Annotated in this window: 21 protein-coding genes; 5 read left to right on the top strand and 16 right to left on the bottom strand. The window is 72.0% G+C overall.

What is annotated here, in order from left to right; translation table 11 throughout:
* Nucleotides 1-57 precede the first annotated feature (57 nt).
* The 11 genes from ACIBK5_RS31970 to ACIBK5_RS31920 form a co-directional block, all read right to left on the bottom strand.
* Nucleotides 58-876, bottom strand: coding sequence for an enoyl-CoA hydratase/isomerase family protein (locus ACIBK5_RS31970; protein ID WP_399024983.1), 819 nt, complete (start codon nucleotides 874-876; stop codon nucleotides 58-60).
* Complete coding sequence (locus ACIBK5_RS31965) at nucleotides 873-1,634, bottom strand: SDR family NAD(P)-dependent oxidoreductase (protein ID WP_399024981.1); 762 nt, start codon at nucleotides 1,632-1,634, stop codon at nucleotides 873-875. Before ACIBK5_RS31965 ends, ACIBK5_RS31970 begins: the two co-directional genes overlap by 4 nt.
* Nucleotides 1,631-2,407: an SDR family oxidoreductase gene (locus ACIBK5_RS31960; protein WP_399024979.1), complete on the bottom strand. Its 777-nt coding sequence runs from the start codon at nucleotides 2,405-2,407 to the stop codon at nucleotides 1,631-1,633. The genes ACIBK5_RS31965 and ACIBK5_RS31960 overlap by 4 nt, the downstream gene beginning before the upstream one ends.
* Complete coding sequence (locus ACIBK5_RS31955; protein ID WP_399024977.1) at nucleotides 2,404-3,618, bottom strand: acyl-CoA dehydrogenase family protein; 1,215 nt, start codon at nucleotides 3,616-3,618, stop codon at nucleotides 2,404-2,406. The genes ACIBK5_RS31960 and ACIBK5_RS31955 overlap by 4 nt, the downstream gene beginning before the upstream one ends.
* Before the next feature lie 27 nt (nucleotides 3,619-3,645).
* Nucleotides 3,646-4,617 carry a phosphotransferase family protein gene (locus ACIBK5_RS31950; RefSeq protein ID WP_399024975.1) on the bottom strand — a complete coding sequence of 324 codons (972 nt, stop codon included), beginning with the start codon at nucleotides 4,615-4,617 and terminating at the stop codon, nucleotides 3,646-3,648.
* Nucleotides 4,614-5,864: an acyl-CoA dehydrogenase family protein gene (locus ACIBK5_RS31945; protein ID WP_399024973.1), complete on the bottom strand. Its 1,251-nt coding sequence runs from the start codon at nucleotides 5,862-5,864 to the stop codon at nucleotides 4,614-4,616. The genes ACIBK5_RS31950 and ACIBK5_RS31945 overlap by 4 nt, the downstream gene beginning before the upstream one ends.
* Nucleotides 5,865-5,880: 16 nt before the next feature.
* Nucleotides 5,881-7,050, bottom strand: a complete 1,170-nt coding sequence (locus tag ACIBK5_RS31940; protein WP_399024970.1) for a thiolase family protein — start codon at nucleotides 7,048-7,050, stop codon at nucleotides 5,881-5,883.
* On the bottom strand, nucleotides 7,047-7,400 hold the full coding sequence (locus tag ACIBK5_RS31935; RefSeq protein ID WP_399024968.1) for a Zn-ribbon domain-containing OB-fold protein: 354 nt from the start codon (nucleotides 7,398-7,400) through the stop codon (nucleotides 7,047-7,049). The genes ACIBK5_RS31940 and ACIBK5_RS31935 overlap by 4 nt, the downstream gene beginning before the upstream one ends.
* Before the next feature lie 5 nt (nucleotides 7,401-7,405).
* Nucleotides 7,406-8,194 (bottom strand): enoyl-CoA hydratase/isomerase family protein, encoded by a 789-nt coding sequence (locus ACIBK5_RS31930; RefSeq protein ID WP_399024966.1) that lies wholly within the window; start codon nucleotides 8,192-8,194, stop codon nucleotides 7,406-7,408.
* 106 nt (nucleotides 8,195-8,300) lie between these two features.
* A complete protein-coding gene (locus ACIBK5_RS31925) occupies nucleotides 8,301-9,434 on the bottom strand; it encodes an acyl-CoA dehydrogenase family protein (protein WP_399024963.1) in 1,134 nt (377 codons plus the stop codon).
* A 154-nt stretch (nucleotides 9,435-9,588) separates the two neighbouring features.
* Nucleotides 9,589-10,392 carry an SDR family NAD(P)-dependent oxidoreductase gene (locus ACIBK5_RS31920; protein ID WP_399024961.1) on the bottom strand — a complete coding sequence of 268 codons (804 nt, stop codon included), beginning with the start codon at nucleotides 10,390-10,392 and terminating at the stop codon, nucleotides 9,589-9,591.
* Between the two features lie 86 nt (nucleotides 10,393-10,478).
* Here ACIBK5_RS31920 and ACIBK5_RS31915 point away from each other — a divergent pair, with 86 nt between their 5' ends.
* Nucleotides 10,479-11,546, top strand: a complete 1,068-nt coding sequence (locus ACIBK5_RS31915; protein ID WP_399024959.1) for an NAD(P)-dependent alcohol dehydrogenase — start codon at nucleotides 10,479-10,481, stop codon at nucleotides 11,544-11,546.
* A 171-nt stretch (nucleotides 11,547-11,717) separates the two neighbouring features.
* Here the strand turns inward: ACIBK5_RS31915 and ACIBK5_RS31910 are convergent, their stop codons facing one another.
* From ACIBK5_RS31910 to ACIBK5_RS31890, 5 genes are all read right to left on the bottom strand, one after another.
* Nucleotides 11,718-12,875: an LLM class flavin-dependent oxidoreductase gene (locus tag ACIBK5_RS31910; protein ID WP_399024957.1), complete on the bottom strand. Its 1,158-nt coding sequence runs from the start codon at nucleotides 12,873-12,875 to the stop codon at nucleotides 11,718-11,720.
* A gap of 45 nt (nucleotides 12,876-12,920) precedes the next feature.
* Nucleotides 12,921-14,108 carry an SfnB family sulfur acquisition oxidoreductase gene (locus tag ACIBK5_RS31905; protein WP_399024955.1) on the bottom strand — a complete coding sequence of 396 codons (1,188 nt, stop codon included), beginning with the start codon at nucleotides 14,106-14,108 and terminating at the stop codon, nucleotides 12,921-12,923.
* Nucleotides 14,105-14,662, bottom strand: a complete 558-nt coding sequence (ssuE, locus tag ACIBK5_RS31900) for an NADPH-dependent FMN reductase (RefSeq protein ID WP_399024953.1) — start codon at nucleotides 14,660-14,662, stop codon at nucleotides 14,105-14,107. Before ssuE ends, ACIBK5_RS31905 begins: the two co-directional genes overlap by 4 nt.
* Nucleotides 14,663-14,707: 45 nt before the next feature.
* On the bottom strand, nucleotides 14,708-15,835 hold the full coding sequence (sfnG, locus tag ACIBK5_RS31895) for a dimethylsulfone monooxygenase SfnG (RefSeq protein ID WP_399024951.1): 1,128 nt from the start codon (nucleotides 15,833-15,835) through the stop codon (nucleotides 14,708-14,710).
* A gap of 201 nt (nucleotides 15,836-16,036) precedes the next feature.
* Nucleotides 16,037-16,117, bottom strand: a complete 81-nt coding sequence (locus ACIBK5_RS31890) for a putative leader peptide (RefSeq protein WP_382487002.1) — start codon at nucleotides 16,115-16,117, stop codon at nucleotides 16,037-16,039.
* Nucleotides 16,118-16,253: 136 nt separating this feature from the next.
* Here ACIBK5_RS31890 and ACIBK5_RS31885 point away from each other — a divergent pair, with 136 nt between their 5' ends.
* The 4 genes from ACIBK5_RS31885 (at nucleotide 16,254) to ACIBK5_RS31870 (ending at nucleotide 22,102) form a co-directional block, all read left to right on the top strand.
* The gene (locus tag ACIBK5_RS31885; RefSeq protein ID WP_399024949.1) at nucleotides 16,254-17,171 is read left to right on the top strand and encodes a LysR family transcriptional regulator; all 918 of its coding nucleotides are present in this window, start codon (nucleotides 16,254-16,256) and stop codon (nucleotides 17,169-17,171) included.
* A 66-nt stretch (nucleotides 17,172-17,237) separates the two neighbouring features.
* Nucleotides 17,238-19,238 carry a glycosyltransferase family 2 protein gene (locus tag ACIBK5_RS31880; RefSeq protein WP_399024947.1) on the top strand — a complete coding sequence of 667 codons (2,001 nt, stop codon included), beginning with the start codon at nucleotides 17,238-17,240 and terminating at the stop codon, nucleotides 19,236-19,238.
* Between the two features lie 184 nt (nucleotides 19,239-19,422).
* Complete coding sequence (locus ACIBK5_RS31875) at nucleotides 19,423-21,486, top strand: discoidin domain-containing protein (protein ID WP_399024945.1); 2,064 nt, start codon at nucleotides 19,423-19,425, stop codon at nucleotides 21,484-21,486.
* Between the two features lie 19 nt (nucleotides 21,487-21,505).
* The gene (locus tag ACIBK5_RS31870) at nucleotides 21,506-22,102 is read left to right on the top strand and encodes a TetR/AcrR family transcriptional regulator (RefSeq protein WP_399024943.1); all 597 of its coding nucleotides are present in this window, start codon (nucleotides 21,506-21,508) and stop codon (nucleotides 22,100-22,102) included.
* Nucleotides 22,103-22,139: the final 37 nt, after the last annotated feature.

The raw sequence follows: 22,139 nt of genomic DNA, 5'->3' as shown, positions 1-22,139 counted from the left end.
CTCTCCCCTGCGCTCCACGGACGGCGCCAGCCGCCGACCGGATGTCTGAGGGTAGACCTACTTGAACTCGGTTACGAACCCGGCTCGGGCCCGGCGGCGGGCCCAGTCCGGCTCGCGCTTGGCGAGGAACGCGGCGACGCCCTCCCGGCCCTCATCCGAGACCGCGGCATCGGCCAGGTGACGGGCCTCGGCGTCGAGGTGTCCGTCGAGACCCGCCGAGAGCCCCGTCGCGACCAGCCGCCGGGTGGCGCCGAGCGCTCCGGTGGCTCCCCGGGCGAGCGCCGCCGCCGTCTCCGCTGCCGCCCCGGCCAGCCTGTCGGTGGCGACGACCCTGCTGACCAGGCCCATCTCGGCCGCCTCGGGCGCGGTGATCCGCCGGTTGGTCAGCAGCAGGTCCAGGGCCCGCTTGGGGCCGACAAGCCGGGGCAGCGACCAGCTGACCCCGGCGTCCGGTGAGTACCCGATGCCGGTGTAGGCGGCGACGAACGTGGCGTCGGACGCGGCGAGCGTCAGATCGGCCGCCGCCGCGAGTCCGAGGCCGGCTCCCGCGACGGCGCCCTGCACGGCGGCCACCAGCGGCGCGTCCAGCCCCGCGAACACCCGCAGCGCACCGTGCAGCGCGTCCGTGACCGCGGTGAGGTGCGCGGCCAGCCGGTCTCCGGACAGCGGGGCGAACTCCCGCAGGTCGCCCCCGACGCAGAAGGAACGCCCCCGCCCGGTGAGCAGCACCGCCCGTACGCCGTCGGTCCTCGCGCAGGATCCGGCGGCCTCCAGCAGTGCCGTGGCCATGGCCAGGTCGATGGCGTTGCCGGCCTTCTCGCGGCACATCTCGACGTGCGCCACGCCCGCCGCGTCGACGCGGACCGTGACGCTCACCGGGCCGTCCATCCACCGTCGGCGGTGAGCACCTGACCGGTGCAGTAGGAGGAGGCGTCCGACGCGAGGAACAGCAGCGCCCCGTCCAGCTCGCCCGGTGCGCCGCCCCGGCCCAGCATGGTTCCCCGTTCGACCCACCGGCGGGAGCGGTCGTCCGCGAACAGTTCCTCGGTCATCTCCGAGCGGAACCAGCCCGGGGCGAGGGCGTTGACCCGTATCCCCGCGGGGCCCCACTGACCGGCGAGCTCGCGGGTGAGCCCGATCAGGCCCGCCTTGGAGGCGGCGTAGGAGGCGCCTCCCAGCGGGGCCCCGGCCACCAGGCCCAGGATCGAGGAGACGTTCACGACGGACCGGCCCGGGGCGTCCGAGGACTCGGCCATCAGCCGGGCGAGGTGGAAGGGCGCCACCAGGTTCACCGTGAGCACGGCCGCGAAGTCCTCCGCGCTCTCGTCCTCGGCCCGCACGGCTCCCGCCCCGCCGGCGTTGTTGACCAGGACGTCGAAGCGTCCGGTGGCCGCGAGCGCGCTCTCCGCGAGCCGGACGCGGTCCGCCTCCCGCGAGACGTCGCAGACCACGGGGTGGACTCGGGGTTCGGTACCGGCCAATTCCGTCAGCCGGTCCAGCCGCCGGGCCGCGGCGAACACGCTGGCACCCGCCTGTGCGAGCACGCGGGCGAACCGCGCGCCGAGCCCCGAGGACGCGCCCGTGACCACCGCCGTACGGCCGTGCAGGGAGAAGAGGTCGGCCGCCGGGGTCATCCGTCCACCCCGATCGGCAGCACGGTGGCGCCGCCGTCCAGCACCAGCGTCTGGCCGGTCATCCAGGAGGAAGCGTCACAGGCCAGGAACAGCGCCGCGTGCGCCACGTCCTCGACCGTGCCCAGTCTGCGCAGCGGGAGCTTCGCGGTCAGGACGGGCTCCCTGGGCTCCCATACGGCCCTGGCGAGCTCGGTCTTGACCAGGCCGGGGGCGATCGCGTTCACCCGCGCCCGCGGGCCGAGTTCGTAGGCGAGCTGCCGGGTCAGGTGCAGCATCGCCGCCTTGGTGGCGTTGTACCAGCCGATGTGGGGGTCGACGACCAGTCCGCCGACGGAGGCGATGTTGACCACCGCTCCCCCGTGCTCCGACATCCACGCCCGCCAGGCGCAGCGGGTCCAGGCGACCATGCCGTACTGGTTGACGCGTACGGTCTTCTCCGCACGCGGCGGATCCAGGTCGAGCAGGTCGCCCATGTACGGGTTGGTGGCCGCGTTGTTGACGAGGACGTCGAGGCGGCCGAACCGGGCCATGGTCTCCTCGACGCATCGCTGGGCCTGGTCGGGCTCCCCGGCGTTGGCGACCACCTCGTGGACATCGCCGTCGCCCTTGAGCCGCAGCAGTTCCGCCCGGGCCCGGGCGAGCCCTTCCGGTTTGCGGGCGGCGACCACGACATGCGCGCCCGCCTCGCGGTACGCCTTGGCGATGCCCAGGCCGATCCCGCGCGAGCCGCCGGTGATCACGGCGACCCGGCCGCGCAGCGGCTGTCCGTTCACGTCTGCTCCTCGGGGTACTTGGCCAGCTCCCGCCGGGCCACCGTGCGCAAATGAACTTCGTCCGGCCCGTCCGCGATGCGCAGCGCCCTGGTGATCGCGTACAGCCGGGCCAGCACGGTGTCGTCGCTGACTCCTGCCGCGCCATGGGCCTGCACCGCCCGGTCCACCACGCGGTGCGCCGTCTCCAGCGCCGCAACCTTGATCGCGGCGACCTCCGTGCGGGCGGCGGCGTTGCCCCGGGTGTCCATCAGCCAGGCCGACTTCAGCACCAGCAGCCGGACCTGCTCGATCTCGATGCGGCTGCGGGCGATCCATTCGCGTACGACGCCCTGGTCCGAGAGGGGGCCGCCGAAGGCGCTCCGGTTCATGGTCCGCCGGCACATCAGGTCCAGGGCCCGCTCGGCGAAGCCGACCGCGCGCATGGCGTAGTGCATCCGGCCGGGGCCGAGCCGCCCCTGGGCGAGGGCGAAGCCCTCGCCCTCGCCGCCGAGGAGGTCCCCGACCGGTACACGTACGTCCTCGAAGAGCACGTCCCCGTGGCCGCAGCGGTCGGTGTACCCGAACATGGGCAGATCGCGCAGGACGGTGATGCCGGGGGTGTCGCGCGGGATCAGCAGCATGCTCTGCTGCCGGTACGTCTCCGCTTCCGGGTCGGTCACGCCCATGAGGATGATCAGCGCGCAGTCGGGGTCCAGGATCCCGGAGGTGTACCACTTGTGGCCGTTGACCACGTAGGAGTCGCCGTCGCGGGTGATCCGGGTGCGGATGTTGCGCGCGTCGGAACTGGCGACCTCGGGTTCGGTCATGGCGAAGCAGGACCGGATGCCGGCCGCCAGCAGGGGCCGCAGCCAGCGGTCCTGCTGCTCGGGTGTGCCGTAGAGGGCGAGCAGTTCCATGTTGCCGGTGTCGGGGGCGGAGCAGTTGAACACCTCGGGGCCCATGACGGACCGCCCGGCCAGCTCGGCGAGCGGGGCGTATTCGAGGTTGGTCAGGCCGGCGCCCCGGTCGCCGTGCGCCAGGAAGAGGTTCCACAGGCCCTCCGCGCGGGCCTTCTCCTGCAACTCGCGCATGACGGCGGGCTGTTGATGGGGGTCGTCCGCCTCGGCGAGCTGCCGGTCGTAGACGGCCTCGGCCGGGAGGACGTACTCCTCCATGAACGCGCCCATGCGTGAGTGCAGTTCGCGCGTCTTCGGGGAGAGCTCGAAGTCCATGCCTGTCGCTCCTTGCGTGTCGCTCGCTCAGCCGAGGAGGTCCCGTGCCGTGCGGATCATCGCCGCGATGGTCGGCGGCAGCCGTTCCTGGTCCGGGTCGTGGTGTTTGCCCTCGCGGTGACGGCGCAGGTTGTGGCCCATGATCGCGGCCATCTTGGTGCGGGCCAGGGCACGGAACCAGGCGAAGTCGGGTGGGGGCGGAAGGCCGTCGAGGTAGGCGGCCAGCAGTTCGTCCTCGGTGGGCAGTCCGGGGATCTGGCGGCCGAGGCGGGGGAAGTTGCGGTGGTCGGCGAAGAGGAGGAACCAGGCGAGATCGATGCGTGGGTCTCCGTGGCCCCAGATCTCCCAGTCGACGACGGCGGCCGGGCGTTCTCCCGCGCACAGGACGTTGCCCAGGCGGAAGTCGCCGTGGGTGAGGACCGGTGGCAGGCCCGTGGGCACGCTCGCGGCGAGGGCTTCCGTCAGTTCCCCGGCTCCCTGCCGCAGTTCGGCGGGTACCGCGCTCATGGTGCGGCTCCACCGGTCGAGTTCGGCGGCCGGGTCGAGGGGGTCCGCCACCTCGAGGGCGGGCGGTCCGGACCGGTGCAGCTCGCGCAGGACGGCCGGGAGCGCCAGCATCCTCCCGCGGCACAGGCCGGCGTCGAGCCGGTGGTCGTCGAGGACCGGTTCGACCGCCTCGCCGGTGACGAACTCCATGGCGAACCAGGCGGGCCGGCTCTCCTCGACGGCGACGACACCCGGCACCGGCACCGAGCCGGCCTCGGCGAGCGCGCTCAGCACACGGGCCTGGCGCAGCACGTCGTTGCGGCCGACGGGACGCTGTCCCGGCGGGACGGCCTTGATGACGTACGACGCCGAGCCCGCGGTGATGGAGAAGGTGAGGCCCGAGTGGCCGCCGGGCAGGGTCTCCAGCTCCCCGAGCGGTACGCCGGGATGCAGGGCGCGGAGCCGTTCGCGCACCCGCGCGGTCAGTCCGGTCTCCTCGGTGAGCCAGCTCAACGCGGTTCCTCCTTGCGGTACTTGGGTTCCCTGGGCAGCCCCAGAACCCGCTCGGCGAGGATGTTGCGCTGGATCTCGTCGCTGCCGCCCGCGATGCTGTAGCCGGGAGCGCCCAGCAGATGCTCGGTCCAGGCGAAGGTGCCCCACTCCCCCGTGTCCGCGGCGAGGCGCGGGCCGAGCAGTTGCTGGACGAGGTCGGTGGTGGCGCGCAGGGTCGCGGTGGCGTAGAGCTTGCCGACGGAGGCCTCGGCGCCGGGCTCGCGGCCGGCGACCTGGGCAGCCGTCACACGCAGGCCGATGAGCCGCTGGACGAGGGTACGGACGAACAGGTCGCCCGCCCGCTGCTGTTCCCCGCCGGTGAGCGGCCGGGGCAGGTGCCGGGCGAGGTCCAGGGCACGGTCCGCGTTGTCCAGGCCGAGCGTGCCGGAGTCGAGCCGCTCGGCGGCCAGCACGGTGAGCGTCACGCGCCAGCCCTCGCCCACGGGGCCGAGCCGGTCGGTGTCGGGGACCCGGACGTCGTCCAGGTAGACCTCGTTGAAGCTGGAGCCGCCGGTCATCTGCCGGATGGGCCGTACCGTGACACCGGGAGCGTCCATCCGGACCAGGAAGACCGTGATGCCGGCGTGCTTGGGCACGTCCGGGTCGGTGCGGCAGACGGCCACCCCCCAGGTGGCGACGCGGGCGCCGGACGTCCAGACCTTGTGGCCGCGCAGCACCCAGCCGTCACCGTCCGTGTCACGGATCGCCCTGGTGCGGACGGCGGCGAGGTCGGAACCCGCCTCGGTCTCGGAGAAGAGCTGGCAGGCGAGTTCGTCGGTACGCAGCATGGGGCGCAGCCAGCGCCGTTTCTGTTCCTCTGTGCCCCAGACCCGGACCGCCGGAGCCACGAGCTGCTGCGTGACGGGGAAGATCTCGGTGCGCCGGGGCACGTCGAAGGCCGCCTCCTGGGCGCGGTACAGGTGGTCGTAGTAGGCGGGCAGTTCGCGGCCGCCGTACTCCTCGGGCCAGCCGAGGGCGCCCCAGCCCTGGTCGTAGCGGGTGCGCTCCCAGGCGCGGATGCGCTCGGTGCGGGCGCGTTCCTCGTCCTCGGTCCAGTTCTCGAACACGGCCACGGAGTCGTCGCCGCTGCCCCACTCCTGCCCCCGTGGGCCTCGGTGGTCCGCCACGGCCGACAGCCAGCGGCGGGCTTCGGCCCGGAACTCCTCCGGGTCCGGCGCCGATGGGGGCACCTGGTGCTGAGGTTTCACCTCCGCTCCCTTCCGTTCAGCGGGCCAGCACGGTGCACGCGCTGACGCCCGGCGCTCCGTAGACATGGGTGAAGCCGGTGCGCGGGCCGCCCGGGACCTGTCGTTCGCCCGCGCGGCCGCGCAACTGCTGGACGATCTCGTGCACCTGGCGCAGCCCGGAGGCTCCGACGGGCTCGCCGTTGGCGATGCAGCCGCCGTCGGTGTTGACGGGCAGCGCGCCGCCGATCGCGGTCGCGCCCGACGCGATCAGCCGCTCCTGTTCGCCGTGTGCGCAGAATCCGCATTCGGCCATGTGCATCACCTCGGCGCCGCTCTCGGTGTCCTGGAGCTGGCAGACGTCGATGTCGTCCGGGCCGATGCCGGCCTCCTCGAAGGCGGCTCTCGCGGCGTCCGTGCTGACGCTGGTGGGGGTGCCACCGGGCGCCCAGGGGCTGAACACCTCGAAGGAGCCGAACCGGCGGGTGCGGACGACCGCCGCGCGCAGGGCGACCGGGGTGGCGGTGGTGCCACCGCTCAGCTCGCGCGCGACCTCCCGGCCGCACAGCACCAGGGCGACCGCGCCCTGCCCCGGCGAGCAGAACATGTAGCGGGTCAGGGGGTCGTTGACCAGGCCGGAGGCCAGGATCTCGTCCGCGTCCAGCGGCTTGCGGCGCCACGCGTGCGGGGTGCGCACCCCGTTGGCGTACGCCTTCTCCGCGACGAGGGCGAGGGTGCGCGGGGTGATGCCGTGGTCGTACATGTACCGCTGGATCTTCATCGCGAAGAACTGGGTGGTCACCATGAGGCCCTCGCTGCCGTAGGCCTCGTCGAGCCCCCAGTCGGCGGGCCGCGGGTCGAAGGCTCCGCGCGGGTGCTTGTCGAAGCCGACGGCGAGGGCGACGTCGGCGGCGCCGGACCGGATCGCGCTCACGGCGGACACCAGGGCGCTGCCGCCGGTCGCGCAGCCGTTGCGGACGTTCACGAACGGCAGTCCGGTGAGTCCGAGCCGGGTGACCAGGGTGTCGGCGTTCCCGGCCGCGTCACTGCCGCCGAACGCCGCCCGTACCCGGGACCACGGCAGCCCGGCATCGGCCAGTGCGGCGTTCACGGCCTCCACCGCCAGGTGCATTCCGGTGGCGTCCGACCGGCCGAAGGGAGTGATGCCGGCGCCGCAGACCAGGACGTCGGCGGCGCTCGCCCCGGTCACACCGTCACCTCGGCCGGGCAGGCGTGCGGCACCCCGTCGCCCGCCGTGACGGTGAGCCGCATACCGATCCGGACGTCCTCGGGGCGTACGCCGTCCAGAACGGCCAGGACCCGTACGCCTTCGGGGAGTTCGACGTAGCCGACCGCGAAGGGCCGGAACCCGTCGTCGGGGGCGGTGTACGGCGGCGACTTGGGCGCGTGGCGCTGTACGGTCCAGGTCCACAGCGTGCCCTCGCCGGAGAGCACCACCGGCTCGGCCGGGCCTGAGCAGTTCGGGCACGCGGGGTCCGGCGGGTAGACGGCGACCTCACAGCGCGGGCAGCGAGACCCGCGCAGCGCGCGAGCGGGCACGGACCTCAGCGCCCCTTCCACTGCGGGTCGCGCTTCTCCAGGAAGGCCGCGACGCCTTCCGCCGCGTCCTCCGAATTGAGCATGACCCCGACGGCCAGGTGCTCCATGACCATCAGCGACTGAATGTCCGCGTCCAGGCTCCGGTCGATGGTCATCTTGGTGATCCACATCGTGAACGGGCTCTTGTCGGTGAGCTGGTCGGCGAACTCCTCCACCGTGGCGTCCAGCTTGTCCGCAGGTGCCGAGGTGTTGATGAGGCCGAAGTCGGCCGCCTCCACGCCGGTCAGGAGCTTGCCGGTGAGCATGAGCTCCTTGGTCTTGCGGACGCCGATCATCCGGGGCACGCGGTAGATGGGGCCGGCGCCCCCGAACAGCGCGCGGCGGATGTGGAAGTCGCCGATCAGGGCGTCGTCCGCGGCGATCGCGAAGTCGCAGGAGATCATCAGCTCGAACCCGCCCGCCGTCACATGCCCTTCGAGCACCGCGATCGACGGGGTCTTCATCGAGTACAGCCGGTCGCACACCTTCGCCGACAACACGGCGACGTCGATGGCCGTGGAGCTGCCGATGAAGTCGGCCTTGAGGCTGTCCAGGTCGAAGCCCGAGCAGAAGGTGTTGCCGCGTCCGCGCAGGATCAGCACGCGCAAGCCGGGGTCGGCGTCGACCTCGGTGATGATCTCGTCCAGCCGGTTGAGGATCGGCACGGTCACGCAGTTCTTCTTGTGCGGCCGGTTGAGCCAGACCCGGGCCACATGGCCGTCTCGCTCGAACTGGATCTCGTCTTCCACAGCCATCCGCCCACTCCTTCAAACTGAACTGAATTCACTTAATTCTCGGGGTCCGGCAGGAGCCTGTCAACAGTCGCGCCATGGGGTTCGCCCGGAACCGATCGCCGCGGAGTCAGGCGGGGCGCCCCGTCAGGCGGAGGAGCTCCGCCAGCCGGACCCGATGGTCGTCCGCGGTGCCGAACAAGGCGTCATCGGCCCGGGCCCTGCGCAGGTACAGATGCGCCGAGTGCTCCCAGGTGAAGCCGATCCCCCCATGGAGCTGCACATACTCCGCCGTCGCACGCCGGTAGGCGGTGGAACAGGCCACGGCCGCGGCACTCGCCGCCACCGGCAGCTCGGCGGACCAGTCCGCGAGACAGACCGCCGCGTACCCGGATGCCGACCTGGCGGCCTCGACCTCGACCAGGAGATCGGCCAGCCGGTGCTTGACCGCCTGGAATGACCCGATCTGGCGCCCGAACTGAGTTCGATGCGACACATACGCCAGCACGGCGTCCAGCGCGTGAGCACATCCGCCGAGCTGCTCGGCCGCCAGCGCCGTCCGCCCGGAGTCCCGTACGGCGTCGACGATGCCGGGTACCTGCCCCTCCTCCCCGACCGGTTCGGCGGGCGCCCCGCGGAACCGGACGAGAGCCTGGCGGCGGGTGAGGTCCAGCACCCGCCGCGCCGTACGGTCGCAGCTTCCCGGGCCGGGTTCGCAGGCGAACAGCCGCGCACCGTCGGGCGCCCGGGCGACCACCAGGATCAGCCCGGCATCCTCACCGGCGGGCACGAAGTCCGCTTCCCCGCGCAGCAGCCAGCCGTCCGGCCCGCGTTCGGCCGTGACCTCGGATCCGTGCAGGAACCCGGCGACCGTCGCGGTGAGGGCACCTGTGGCGATGTCCGGCAGCCAGCGTTCACAGGCTCGCCGGTCACCACTGGCCAGCAGGGCGTCTCCGGCGAGTACGACGGTCGGGAGCAGGGGCGCGGGGCACAGGACGCGGCCGGTCTCCTCCAGGGCCACGGCGAGTTCACCGAAGGAGCAGCCCGCTCCGCCGTACTCCTCGGGCAGCGCGAGACCGTGCACCCCGATCTCGCCGGCGAGCCGCTCCCACACGACCTGGTCGAACCCGCGCGGGCCGCCCGCCTGCTCGCGCACCTCCTCGGGCCCGCACACCTCGGCAAGGAACTCCCGCAGCACCGCGCGCAGTTGCCGCCGTTCCTCCGTCTCCAGCAGCAGCGCCGGGTCGAGATCGAACCGGAACATCAGGGCCTCCCCGCATCGCAGTGGTGTGTTGTTCCTCAGCCGTCACATGCGGCCATCCGCTGGCGCGTCGGCCGATCCGCTGGCGCATCGGCCGATCCGCTCGCGCATCGGCCGGTCCGCTCGCGCGGGGTGGTCGCCGTACCGGGGCCGCTCGCTACGCCGTGAAGCGTCCGCCGTTGGCGAGCAGCACCGCGCCGACGAGGTTCGCCGCCTCGTCGCTCGCCAGGAACAGCGCGACGGCGGCGATCTCCTCCGGGGTGGCGTACGGCCGCACCCGGGGGTCGGCGAAACCCTCCCGCAGCACCTGGGGGGTGTGGGCGGCCATGCCGGTCTCCGTCGGGCCGGGAGCCACGGTGTTGACGCGCACCCCGAACGCGATGGCCTCCTTCGCCACGGACTGGCTGAGCGCCTGCGCTCCGGCCTTCGAGGCCGCGTAGTGCGGATAGCCGGTGAGCGCGTCGAAGGCCGCCGAGGAGCCGAAGGTGACGACGGCCCCCGACCGGTTCGGCCGCATCGCCCGCAGAGCCGCGCGCAAGACGTGGAAGGTACCGTCCAGGTTGATCCGCAGGACCCGTCGCCATGCCTCGAGGCCGAGGCGTGTGGTCACCTCGGGCGGCCGGCCGGCCAGCACCGCGTCGGCCAGCCACTGCTTCACGGCGGGATCGTCGACGCCGGCCGCGTGCACCACCACATCCAGCCGCCCGTGTTCTCGCACGACCTCGTCGACGAGCCCGTCGACCTGCCCGGCGTCCGCCACGTCCACGGGCGCCGCGCGGGCTCCGGACAGTCCCTTCGCCACCGCTTCGGCCGCCGGGCCGTCGATGTCCGCCGCGACGACGGCCTCGGCACCCTGCGCGGCCAGCCCGCAGGCCACCGCCGCGCCGATCCCGGAGCCCGCGCCGGTGACCAGCGCGACCCGCCCCGCGAAACGGCCGTACTCCGGGCTCCTGCCACTCATCGGGCCACCGCCTCCCTGCGATACTGAACTGACTTCATTTTTGTTACGCTGGGCCGCATGTCAACAGGCAGCGCCGGGAGGACGGGATGAGAGCGGTCCGGCTGACGCACTGGGGCGGCCCACCGGTGGTCACCGAGGTGGACCGGCCCACGCCGAGGGGCGAGGAGGTCCTGGTGCGGGTCGAGGCGGCCGGACTGTGCGGCTCCGACCTGCACGTCCTCGACGCGGAGCCCGGCGCCCTGCCCTACCTGGCGCCGTTCACCCTCGGACACGAGGTGGCCGGCCGGGTGGCGGAGCTGGGCCCGGACGCCACCGGGCCACGGACCGGAGAGCGCGTGGTGGTCTACGGGCCCTGGGGCTGCGGGCGATGCGGGCGCTGTTCGGCGGGCGCGGAGAACTACTGCGACAGGCGCCCCGAGCTGGACGCGGCCCGCACCGGGACCGGAGCCGGACTCGGGCGCGACGGCGGGCTGGCCGACTTCCTGCTCGTCCCCTCGGCGCGACTCCTCCTGCCCGTGGGCGACCTGGCTCCCACCCAGGCGGCTCCGCTGTCCGACGCGGGACTCACCGCCTTCCACGCCGTCGCCGGGATCCGGCCGGTGCCGGGCGGCACCGAGGGCGGCGCAGGCACGAGCGTGGCCGTCATCGGCGTCGGCGGCCTGGGACATCTGGCGGTCCAGATCCTTCGCGCCGTCACCTCCGCCCAGGTTCTCGCGGTGGACGTACGGGAGACGGCGATCTCCCTCGCCCACGACTGCGGCGCCCACTTCGGCACGGTGGTACGCCCGGACACCGCCGAGGTCCTCCGGGGCCGGACCGGCGGCGCGGGCGTCGACGCCGTGCTCGACTTCGTCGGCACCTCCGCCACCCTCCGGCTGGGGGTGAGGGCCCTGCGGCCAGGTGGGGACCTCGCCCTGGTCGGCAGCGGCGGCGGGGAACTGACGGTCCGCAAGCCGGGTGCGCTGCCTTCGGGAATCCGACTCTCCCTGCCGTTCTGGGGGACGCGGCCGGAGCTGGGGGAGGTCGTGGCGCTGGCACGCTCCGGCGCCGTCACGGTCGAGACGAGCCTGTTCCAGCTGACCGAGGCCCCGGCCGCGATCGGCGCACTGCGTGCCGGCGGGATACGCGGACGAGCCGTACTGGTACCCGGCTGAGGCTCACCCGGACGGGCGGGAAGGGTGCAGAATGAGGCGAACTGAACTCATGTTGAGAGCAGCGCGGCGCCGAGCCCGGCGCAGAGCAGCGCGGCGCCGAGCCCGGCGTGAACCCGGCGGTCGGCCCGGCCGCGCCGGCGACCGGCTAGGTGTCGCCGGCGATCACCAGTGTCATCGTGGGTTTCCCGCACCCGCGAAGGGCACCTGGGCGGCGGCCGCGACCCGGGGGAAGGGGTGCTGCCACAGGCCCTGTGCCTCCAGCCTCGGCAGGACGCCCTCGCCGAACCAGTAGGCCTCCTCCAGGTGCGGGTAGCCGGAGAGGACGAACTCCTCGATGCCCAGGGCCGCGTACTCCTTGATGCGGTCGGCGACCTCGTCGTGGCTGCCGACCAGGGCCGTGCCCGCACCGCCCCGCACCAGGCCGATGCCTGCCCACAGGTTGGGGTGGATCTCCAGGGCGTCCCGGTTGCCGCCATCGTGCAGGGCGAGCATGCGCTGCTGCCCCGTGGACTCGCTGCGGGCGAGTCCGGCCTGCACGGACGCCACGGTCTCCGGGTCGAAGCCGTCCAGGAGCCGGTTCGCCTCCGCCCACGCCTGCTCGGAGCTGTCGCGGGTGATGACGTGCAGCCGGATGCCGAACCGGACGGTGCGGCCCTGCTCGGCCGCCAGCTTCCTGATCCAGGCGATCTTCTCCGCGACGTGCGCGGGCGGTTCGCCCCAGGTGAGGTACACGTCCACGTGCCGCGCGGCGATCTCTCCGGCGATCGGCGAGGAGCCGCCGAAGTAGACCTCGGGAACCGGGTCGGGCACACGGGCCAGCGTCGCGTCCGCCACCTGGAGGTGCTCGCCGTGCAGATCGACGGTCTTGCCCTCCCACAGCTCCCGCACGATCTGCAGGAACTCGCCGGTACGGCGGTAGCGCGCGTCCTTGTCGAGGAAGTCGCCGTAGGCGCGCTGCTCGTGGCTCTCGCCGCCGGTGACGACGTTGAGCAGCAGCCGTCCGCCGCTCTGCCGCTGGAAGGTGGAGGCCATCTGCGCGGCGAGCGTGGGCGAGACGAAGCCCGGCCGGAAGGCCACCAGGAACTTCAGCCGCTCGGTGTTCTGGCTGACCATCGCCGTCGTCAGCCACGCGTCCTCGCACCAGGCGCCGGTGGGGGTGAGGGCGCCGACGAAGCCGAGGTCCTCGGCGGCGCGGGCGATCTGGCTCAGGTAGGCGACCGTCGGCGGCCGGTCCCGGCCGGAGGCGGTGGCCGGGGTGCCGTGGCCGCCGCCGACGACATGGCGGCTGTCGCCGTTGGTGGGCAGGAACCAGTGGAAGGTGAGGGACACGAGGGGTCTCCGATCGTGAGGGGGGCGTTCAGAAAAAAGGGGTGGTCAGAGCAGGCCGTGCCGGGGCGGCCGGGTGCCGCTCAGCACGTAGCGGCCGATGTGCTGGACCTTCCAGCGGGCCGGGTCATGCAGGGTGTGGGTGCGGGCGTCGCGCCAGTGGCGGTGCAGGCCCAGGGAGTCGAGCGCCGAGCGGGTGCCGGCGACCTCGAAGAGGGCGCTGCCGATCTCGACGGCGGCCTCCGCGGCGGTCACCTTGGCGGTGGCCACCGCGATCGAGGCCTCTGCCGCCGAGTCGTCGGTCAGGTCGTCCCGGGCGTCGTCGACCGCCCCGGCGGCCTCCCGCAGCAGGGCCTCCGCCGCCCGCAGGCGGATCGCGAGTTCGCCGAACCGCTGGATCAGCAGCGGGTCCTCCGCGGCCGTCTCCAGCCCGCTCTCGAACCAGGGGCGGCTCTTCGTACGGACGAACTCCACGGCCTCCGCCAGCGCCCCGGAGGCGATCCCCGCGTCGATGGCGGCGTGCAGCAACTGGGCGACGGCACCGTGGAGTTGGGGCCCCTGGAAGGTGAGGTGGTGGGGCAGGACCCGGTCGGCCGGCACGGACACCCGCTCCAGGCGGACCGTTCCGCTGGCCGTGGTGCGCTGCCCCATGCCGTCCCAGTCGTCGACGACCGTCAGGCCGGGGGCGTCGCGCGGCACGTACGCGACGTGCAGCGTGTCGTCGTCGGCCCGGGCCAGGACGGGAATCCAGTGGGCGAACAGGGCCCCCGTGGAGTAGTGCTTGACACCGTCGAGGACGTACGAGCCGTCCGGGCGTCGCGCGAGTCTGGTGCGGATGTCCTGGACGTGCCGGGTGCCCGCCTCGGACTGGGCGTTGCCGAACCGCCGGCCCCGCAGTACCTCGCCGAAGAAGAACTCCTGCTGGGCGTGCGTGCCCTGGCGGCGCAGCACGTTGACGTAGACGAAGTGGCTCTGCGGGATCTGGGCGAGGCTGGCGTCGGCGGAGGCCAGCAGCCGGAAGATCTCGGCGAGTGTCACGGCGCGGACGTCCGCGCCTCCGAACTCGGCCGGGACGCTGACGGCCAATAGCCCCGAGGCGGACAGCCGTTCCAGCTCCGCGTGCGGGAGCCTGCGCCGTACGTCCCGCTCGGCGGCTTCCTTGCGGAAGTCCGCTGCCAGTTCGGCGGCGACGGCCAGGGCCTCGGCGTCGTCGGCGATCACCCGGTCCGTGCTCATCCGGTGGCCGCCAGCACGGTCGTACGGCCGCCCAGCACGGCGGAGAACTGGTCCGTGACCTGGGCCAGGGCCTCGGCCGAGCCGGGCGCGACGGTCAGGGAGCCGTCGTCGCTCACGGCGATGTCCTTGTCGAGGGTGAACCAGCCCGGGACGATGTGCGCGGCGCCCATGGAACTCAGCACGGGACGCAGGGCGTAGTCGATGGCCAGGACGTGGGCGATGGAGCCGCCGGTGGCGAGCGGCAGCACGGTCTTTCCGGCCAGTGCGTACTGCGGGAGCAGGTCCAGCAGGGACTTCAGCAGCCCGGAGTAGGCGGCCTTGTAGACGGGGGTGCCGACCACCACCCCGTCCGCCTGGTCGACCAGGGCGGTGGCGCGGACGATCTCGGGGTGCCGGAAGTCCGCCCCGAGGAGCGCCTCGGCGGGGACGTTCCGGACGTCCAGCGGGATCACCTCGTGCCCCTGGGCGGTGAGCCGGGCGTCGAGGTGGCGCAGCAGTCGCTGGGTGCGGGAGGTGGCGGAGGGGCTGCCGGAAACGGAGACGATGGCGGCCATGCGGGGCTCTTCCCTTCGTGGCTGTACTCGGGCGGGCGGGGGAGATCAGGCGTGGGAAGCCGTGGGCTCGAAGTGGGCTTCCTCGGCCTCCAGTTCGCGTACGAGGGGCAGCACCCGCTTGCCGAAGTACTCGACCTCCTCGTGGTAGTGCAGGAAGCCGAGGAGGAAGAGGTCGACTCCGAGCCGCTTGTAGGCGACGATCCGTTCGGCGATCTGCTCGGGCGTGCCGATGAGGCCCGTGCGGAAGCCGTCGTTGTACTGGACGAGGTCCTCGAAGCTTGAGTCCTGCCACATGCCCTTGCCGTCGGCGGTGGACCGCCCGGCCTGCCGGACGGCGTCGCGGAAGCCGTGCACGGCCTCGGTGTCGGCGTGGGCGACGATCTCACGGAGCTGCTCGCGGGCCTCGGCCTCGGTGTCACGGGCGATGAGGAAGCCGTTGAGTCCGAACTTCGGGGGCGTGCGGCCCGCTTGGGCGGCGGAGGCGCGTACGTCGTCGATCTGCTCGGTGACGCCCGCGAAGTCCTTGCCGTTGCTGAAGTACCAGTCGGAGACCCGGCCTGCCATGGCGCGGGCGGCGGTGGAGTTGCCGCCCTGGAAGATCTCGGGGTGCGGGCGCTCGGGGGTGTTCAGCGGTTTGGGCTTGAGGGAGAAGTCGCGCACCCGGTAGAAGTCACCGGCGAGTTCGGCGTGGTCCTCGGTCCAGATGGTGCGCAGGGCGGTGATGAACTCCTCCGCGCGCCGGTAGCGCTCGTCGTGCTCCAGCCACGGCTCGCCCAGGGCGGTGAACTCGCCCTTGAACCAGCCGCTGACGACGTTGACGGCGAAGCGGCCGTTCGACAGGTGGTCGGCGGTGGCGCCGAGTTTGGCGAGGACGCCGGGGTGCCACAGGCCGGGGTGGACGGCGGCGATGACCTTGAGGCGCTGGGTGGCGAGCAGCAGGGCGAGGCTGAAGCTGGTCGACTCGTGCTGGTTCTCGGCACCGTAACTGGCCATGTAGCGGACCTGGCTGAGGGCGTAGTCGAAGCCGTTCTTCTCGGCGAGGACGGCCAGTTCGCGGTTGTAGTCGTAGCCCCAGTCGGTGCGCTGTTCGACGGTGCTGGTGACGAGGCCGCCGCTGACGTTGGGCACCCAGTAGGCGAAACGGACGGGCTCGGATGCGGGCGGTACGGGCATGGGGAACTCCCGGGAAGAGCGGAAAGGCACGCGAAAGACACAGGCGTCGCACGGAAAGCGTGCTCGCGAGGGGAATTCAGGCGCGCTGGAGCGACGGTCGCGGGAAAGCCGTCAGCACGACGGAGAGCGTCCGGGACCGGAATTCAGATACGGAGAGAGCGCGGAAAGCGGGTGGGAGGGTTTCCCTCGGGTGCGCTGCGCTCAGACGCGGCTGCGACAGCAGGAGCTGGAGACACGCGCGAGATCGACGTGGCGTCGCTGCGTGAGGTCCGGTCGCTTCATGTCGACGATCCAACCAAGCGTGGGTCCCGCCGGTCAAGAAGACCCGGTGGTGATTCCACATGGTGAGAGTCGGTATTCACGAGGTTGTGACAGGGATTCCCTTGAACCGGCCCCGCGGGGGACGCAGTCTCCTGTCGTGCGCACAGAACAGCTGGAATACATCGCCGCCGTCACCCGGTTCGGTTCGCTGCGGCGCGCCGCCGAGGAACTCCATCTGTCCCAGCCCGCGTTGAGCGAGACCGTGCGCAATCTGGAGCGGGAGCTCGGTGTGGACCTGCTGGAGCGCAAGCGTTCGGGGGCGAAGGTCAGCGACGAGGGCCGGGAGCTGCTGCCGCACATCATGACGGTGCTGGAGGCGGTGGACCGGCTGCGCGGCGCGGCCGGCGACCAGCACCGCGTCAGCCGGATGGTGCGGCTCGGCACGGTCAACACGGCCACCGTTCCGCTGCTGATCCCGACCGTGCGGGAGTTCCGCTCCGCGCATCCGGCCACCCAGGTCGAGGTGGTCGGCGCACAGCAGGCCGACATCCACCGCGGGCTGCTGGAGGGCGCCTTCGACCTGGGGCTGGTGAACTATCTCCACGGCGACGACATGCCGCCCGGCTTCGAGACGACCGAGTTGCTGCGCGGCCGGCCGGTGGTGTGCGTACGCCCGGACAGCCCGCTGGCGGCCCTGGACGCGGTGGATGTGGACAGCCTCCTCGCCGAACCGCTCATCGTGATGCGGTCCGGCTATGTCATGCACCGCTACGTCCACCGGCTGCTGCGCGGCCGGACACCGTCCTTCTCGTACTCCACCGACGGCGCCGAGATGGGCAAGCTGATGGTCGCCGAGGGGCTCGGGGCGACGGTGCTGCCCGACTTCAGCGTCCTCGGCGATCCCCTGGAGCGGCGGGGCACCCTCACGGTCCGGCCGCTGGCGGGGGACGAGACCGATGTGCTGCTGGTGCTGCAGCGCCGCCATGCCGTCTCGGTCCCCCGGGCCGTGCGTGATCTGCACGCGCTGTTCGTACGCAACGCCCGAACGGGTGGTTCACCCACTCCGTCGGCGTAGGAGGACGCCTCTCGCGGGGCGGCCGGGCCGGGACGCGCCGGAAGCTCCGAGGAGATTGGAGTCGTCATGCTCCGTACGAACCCGCCCCGCGTCAGCGTGATCATCCCCGCGTACAACTCCATGCCGGAACTGACGAAGTGCGTCAGATCCGCCATGGAGCAGACGCTCGGCCTGGACAGGATCGAGATCATCGCGGTCGACGACGGCTCGACCGACGGCACAGCGGAGGAGCTGGACCGGCTCGCGCGCTCCTGCCCCAGCCTGCGCGTCGTCCACCAGCCCAACAGCGGCGGAGCCGGAGGCCCGCGCAACACCGGTCTGGACATGGCCCGCGGTGACTACGTCTTCTTCCTCGACTCCGACGACTACCTGGGCCCCGACGCCCTGCGCCGCATGGTCGCCATGGCGGACGAGAACCGCACCGACGTGGTCCTCGGCAAGATGGTGTCCGTGGGCGGACGTGCCGTACCGACGGCCGTCTTCTCGCACAACCAGCCCCGGACCGACGTCTTCTCCTCCGCCGCCTACCGCACGCTGGGCTGCTGGAAGCTGTTCCGGCGCTCGCTGATCGAGCGGCTGGACCTGAGGTTCCCGCCGTACCGCAACTGCGAGGACAAGCCGTTCACCGCCGCGGCCTTCCTCAACGCCGACGGCATCTCCGTGGTGGCCGACTACGACTGCTACTACTCACGCAACCGCCAGAACGGCAACAATCTCACCCTCACCGCCGCCGGCCTGGCCCACCGTATGGACGGCACCCGGCTGTGCTTCGATACGGTGGCCCGCTGTCTGGAACCCGGCCCGCGCCGGGACCAGATCATGCGCCGCCACGTGGAGTGGGAGCTGTGCGGGCCCTTGCGCGGCCTGCTGCACAAAGAGAACGAAGAGGAGGCCCGGGAGCGTTTCTATCCGCAGTTCCGGCACTGGGCACTGAGTTATGTGACCGACGGTGTCTTCCAGCAGCTCGCCCCGCCGGACCGGCTCATCGTCCACCTCCTGCGCGCGGACCGGTACGAGGACCTCCGCACCGTGGCCCGGCACGCCAAGGACGACGCGGCGCGCGGCAACGTCGTCGACAAGGGCCGCGTCTACTGGTGCCACCCCTTCTTCCGGGACCCGGTGAAGGCGGTCCCGGACATCTGCTTCGACGCCACGGACCGGCTCCCGGTCCGCCATGAACTGGCCGAAGCGGCGTGGACGGGCGACGGCGGTGTGCTCCGGCTCGCCGGCCACGCCCGTATCGAGTCTCTCGGCGCCCTCGAGCCCACCACCCGGCTGATCCTGCGCCCGCGTGGCTTCCCGCACCCGGACATCCGCGTGCCCGTGACCGTCCACGACGACTCCCCTCAGCCCGATGACCTGGCCACCGACTTCCTTGTCGAGGTGGACCTGAGCACCGTCGACTCGGGCGCACCGCTGGGCGCCGGGGTGTGGGACCTCCACCTGGATGTGCGTGTCCAGGGAGTCAGCCGGATCGTCAGGCTCCGGCAGACCCGGACGGACGCGAACGGCCAGCGGACCGCCCCACTGCGGCGCAGGGTCATGGCCACCACCGCGCGCCCCTTCTTCACTCCCTACGGGAACTTCTCCCTGGACATCCGGCGGACCGAGGACGAGCCGGTCTGCCGCGTGACGGCAATCGCCTGGGACGCGCCCGGCACGCTCGTCGTCACCGGACGCATGACCGACGAAGCCGCGGGCCGCCCCGGGCCCACGGCCCTGCGCGCCGAAAGCGACTCGGGCTCGGTGCGTGAGGTGCCCCTGCGGTACGCGCGGGACGGCGGAAGCATCGGCTTCACCGCCCGTCTGCCGGTCAGGAATCTGCCTCCGGGGAGGTGGACGCTGACCCTCCGTACGGACGAGCCCAACAGCCGGATTCCCGTCCCGCCGCTGAAGGGACTGACCGGCACCCGCTGGTTCCGCGCCGCCCGGCTCGGCCGCCCCTACTGCGCCAAGCCACTCCCCCGCGGCTCGAAGGGAGCCGTGGTGCTGCGCGTGGCGCCGGTCGGGCTGGTGACGGGCGTGCGCAGGCGGCTCGGTCGACACGGAGCCGGCTCTCGCCGGTAACGGATCTCTGATGCCCCGTCAGTAGGTCATCTGTCCCGGACTCTTGACTCGTACGGCGGTAGTGGTCATCCTCGTCGCACCATGGGCGAGGTCATGACAATCGGGCTGTCGCTCCCCGGCCCACAAGGCCCAGGACGGCCCGATACGTCGACCCCGCCATCCCGCCGACCAAGGGACGTGGGCTGTGATCAGTTCCGGACGCCCGTACCGCAGACGCAAGAACATCACCGTTGTGTCGCTCCTCCTGCTCGTGCTCTCCATCGCGCTCGGACCCACACCGAGTTCGGCGGCCGGAACCGACTGGTGGAACCCGACCGCGCGGCCCGCGCCGGACTCCGGGGTCAACGTCACGGGGGAGCCCTTCACCGGCACCAACGACCGGGGCGAGGTCCGCGGCTTCGTCGACGCACACGACCACATCTTCTCCAACGAGGCCTTCGGCGGCCGTCTGATCTGCGGAAAGCCGTTCTCCGAGCAGGGCGTCGCGGACGCGCTCAAGGACTGTCCCGAGCACTACCCGGACGGCTCGCTCGCGATCTTCGACTTCATCACCAACGGCGGTGACGGCAAGCACGACCCGAACGGCTGGCCCACCTTCAAGGACTGGCCGGCCCACGACTCGCTGACGCACCAGCAGAACTACTACGCCTGGGTCGAGCGGGCCTGGCGCGGCGGCCAGCGGGTGCTGGTGAACGACCTCGTCACCAACGGCGTGATCTGCTCGGTCTACTTCTTCAAGGACCGCAGCTGCGACGAGATGACGTCCATCCGGTTGCAGGCCAGGCTGACGTACGACATGCAGGCCTACATCGACAAGATCTACGGGGGTCCGGGCAAGGGCTTCTTCCGGATCGTCACCGACAGCGCGCAGGCCCGTGAGGTCGTCAAGCAGGGCAAGCTGGCGGTCGTCCTCGGCGTCGAGACGTCCGAGCCCTTCGGCTGCAAGCAGATCCTCGACATCGCGCAGTGCAGCAGGGCCGACATCGACAAGGGCCTGGACGAACTGCACGCGCTGGGCGTGCGCAGCATGTTCCTGTGCCACAAGTTCGACAACGCGCTGTGCGGTGTCCGCTTCGACTCGGGCTCGCTCGGAACGGCCATCAACGTCGGCCAGTTCCTGTCGACGGGCACGTACTGGAAGACGGAGAAGTGCACCGGACCCCAGCACGACAACCCCATCGGCAACGCCTCGGCGGCCGCGGCCGAGAAGAAGCTCCCGGCCGGCGAGGAGGTCCCCTCGTACAGCGCTGACGCCCAGTGCAACGTCAGAGGACTCACCGCACTCGGCGAGTACGCCACCCGCGGCATGATGAAGCGCGGGATGATGCTGGAGATCGACCATATGAGCGTCAAGGCCACCGGCCGGGTGCTCGACATCTTCGAGGCCGAGTCCTACCCCGGCGTGCTCTCCTCGCACAGCTGGATGGACCTGGACTGGACCGAGCGGGTCTACGGTCTCGGCGGCTTCATCGCCCAGTACATGCACGGCTCCGAGGGCTTCATCTCGGAGGCGAAGCGCACCGAGGCCCTGCGCGACAAGTACGGGGTGGGCTACGGCTACGGCACCGACATGAACGGCGTCGGCGGCTGGCCGGGCCCGCGCGGCGCGGACGCCCCGAACAAGGTCACCTACCCCTTCAAGAGCGTCGACGGCGGCTCCGTCATCGACCGGCAGACCACCGGTCAGCGCACCTGGGACCTGAACACCGACGGAGCGGCCCACTACGGCCTCGTCCCGGACTGGATCGAGGACATCCGCCGGGTCGGCGGCCAGGACGTGGTGGACGACCTCTTCCGCGGCGCCGAGTCCTACCTCGACACCTGGGGAGCCTCCGAGAACCACGAGGCCGGGGTCAATCTCGCGGCCGGCTCCACCGCGTCGGCCAGTTCCTCGGAGTGGAGCCTGTTCACGAGCTACAAACCGCACCGGGCCGTGGACGGTGACGGCGGCACCCGCTGGGCGAGCGACTGGAGCGACGACCAGTGGTATCAGCTCGATCTCGGGTCCACCCGGCACGTCGAGCGGGTCACTCTCGACTGGGAGCGCGCCTACGCGAAGTCCTACCGCGTGGAGCTCTCCACGGACGGAGCGAACTGGCGGACCGCCTGGTCCACGACGGCGGGTGACGGTGGCCTGGACACCGCGAGATTCACCGGCACACCGGCCAGGTACGTACGCGTCCAGGGGCTGGAGCGCGGTACCGGCTGGGGCTACTCCCTCTCCGAAGTCGCGGTCCACGGCGGCTGACACCCACGAGAGGGGTTCCATGGCACGGTTGCCGTCCGCCGAGCGGCGGCGACAGCTCACCGAAGCGGCGATCAGGGCGATGGCCCGGGACGGCGTCCCCAGGACGACGACCCGGTCCATCGCCGCCGAGGCGGGCGTCTCGCTGAGCGTCTTCCACTACTGCTTCGACTCCAAGCAGGAGCTGATCGAGTCCGTCATCACCACCATCACCAGGCACTACGTGACGGTGGTGAAGGAGGCCCTGCGGCCCAGGGCCGGCCTCGAGGAGACCGTACGGGCGGGCTTCCAGGCGTACTGGGAGCACGTCCGCGCCCACCCGGACGAGCACATGCTCACCTATGAGCTCACGCAGTACGCGCTGCGCCAGCCCGGCTTCGAGCATCTGGCGCGGCGCCAGTACGAGCTGTACGCCGAGGCGTACATCGAGCTCATCGACCAGCTGCGGCAGAGCATGGGCCTGCGCCTGCGCGTCCCCGCCCCGGTCCTGGCGCGCTACCTGGCCGCCATGACCGACGGCCTGACCCTCAACTACCTCGTGCTCGGCGACGACGACGCCTGGTCGGGCATCCTCGACACGGTCACCGCGCACATCGCCGGCCTGGTGCGGGAGCCCTGAGAACAGGCGGGATGCGCGTCCGGCTCCTTACGCTCGT

This window comes from Streptomyces sp. NPDC050546, assembly GCF_044457425.1.
Lineage (GTDB): Bacteria > Actinomycetota > Actinomycetes > Streptomycetales > Streptomycetaceae > Streptomyces.
The sequence above is the reverse complement of the archived record's forward strand: the minus strand, read 5'-3'. Positions and strand labels throughout refer to the sequence as shown.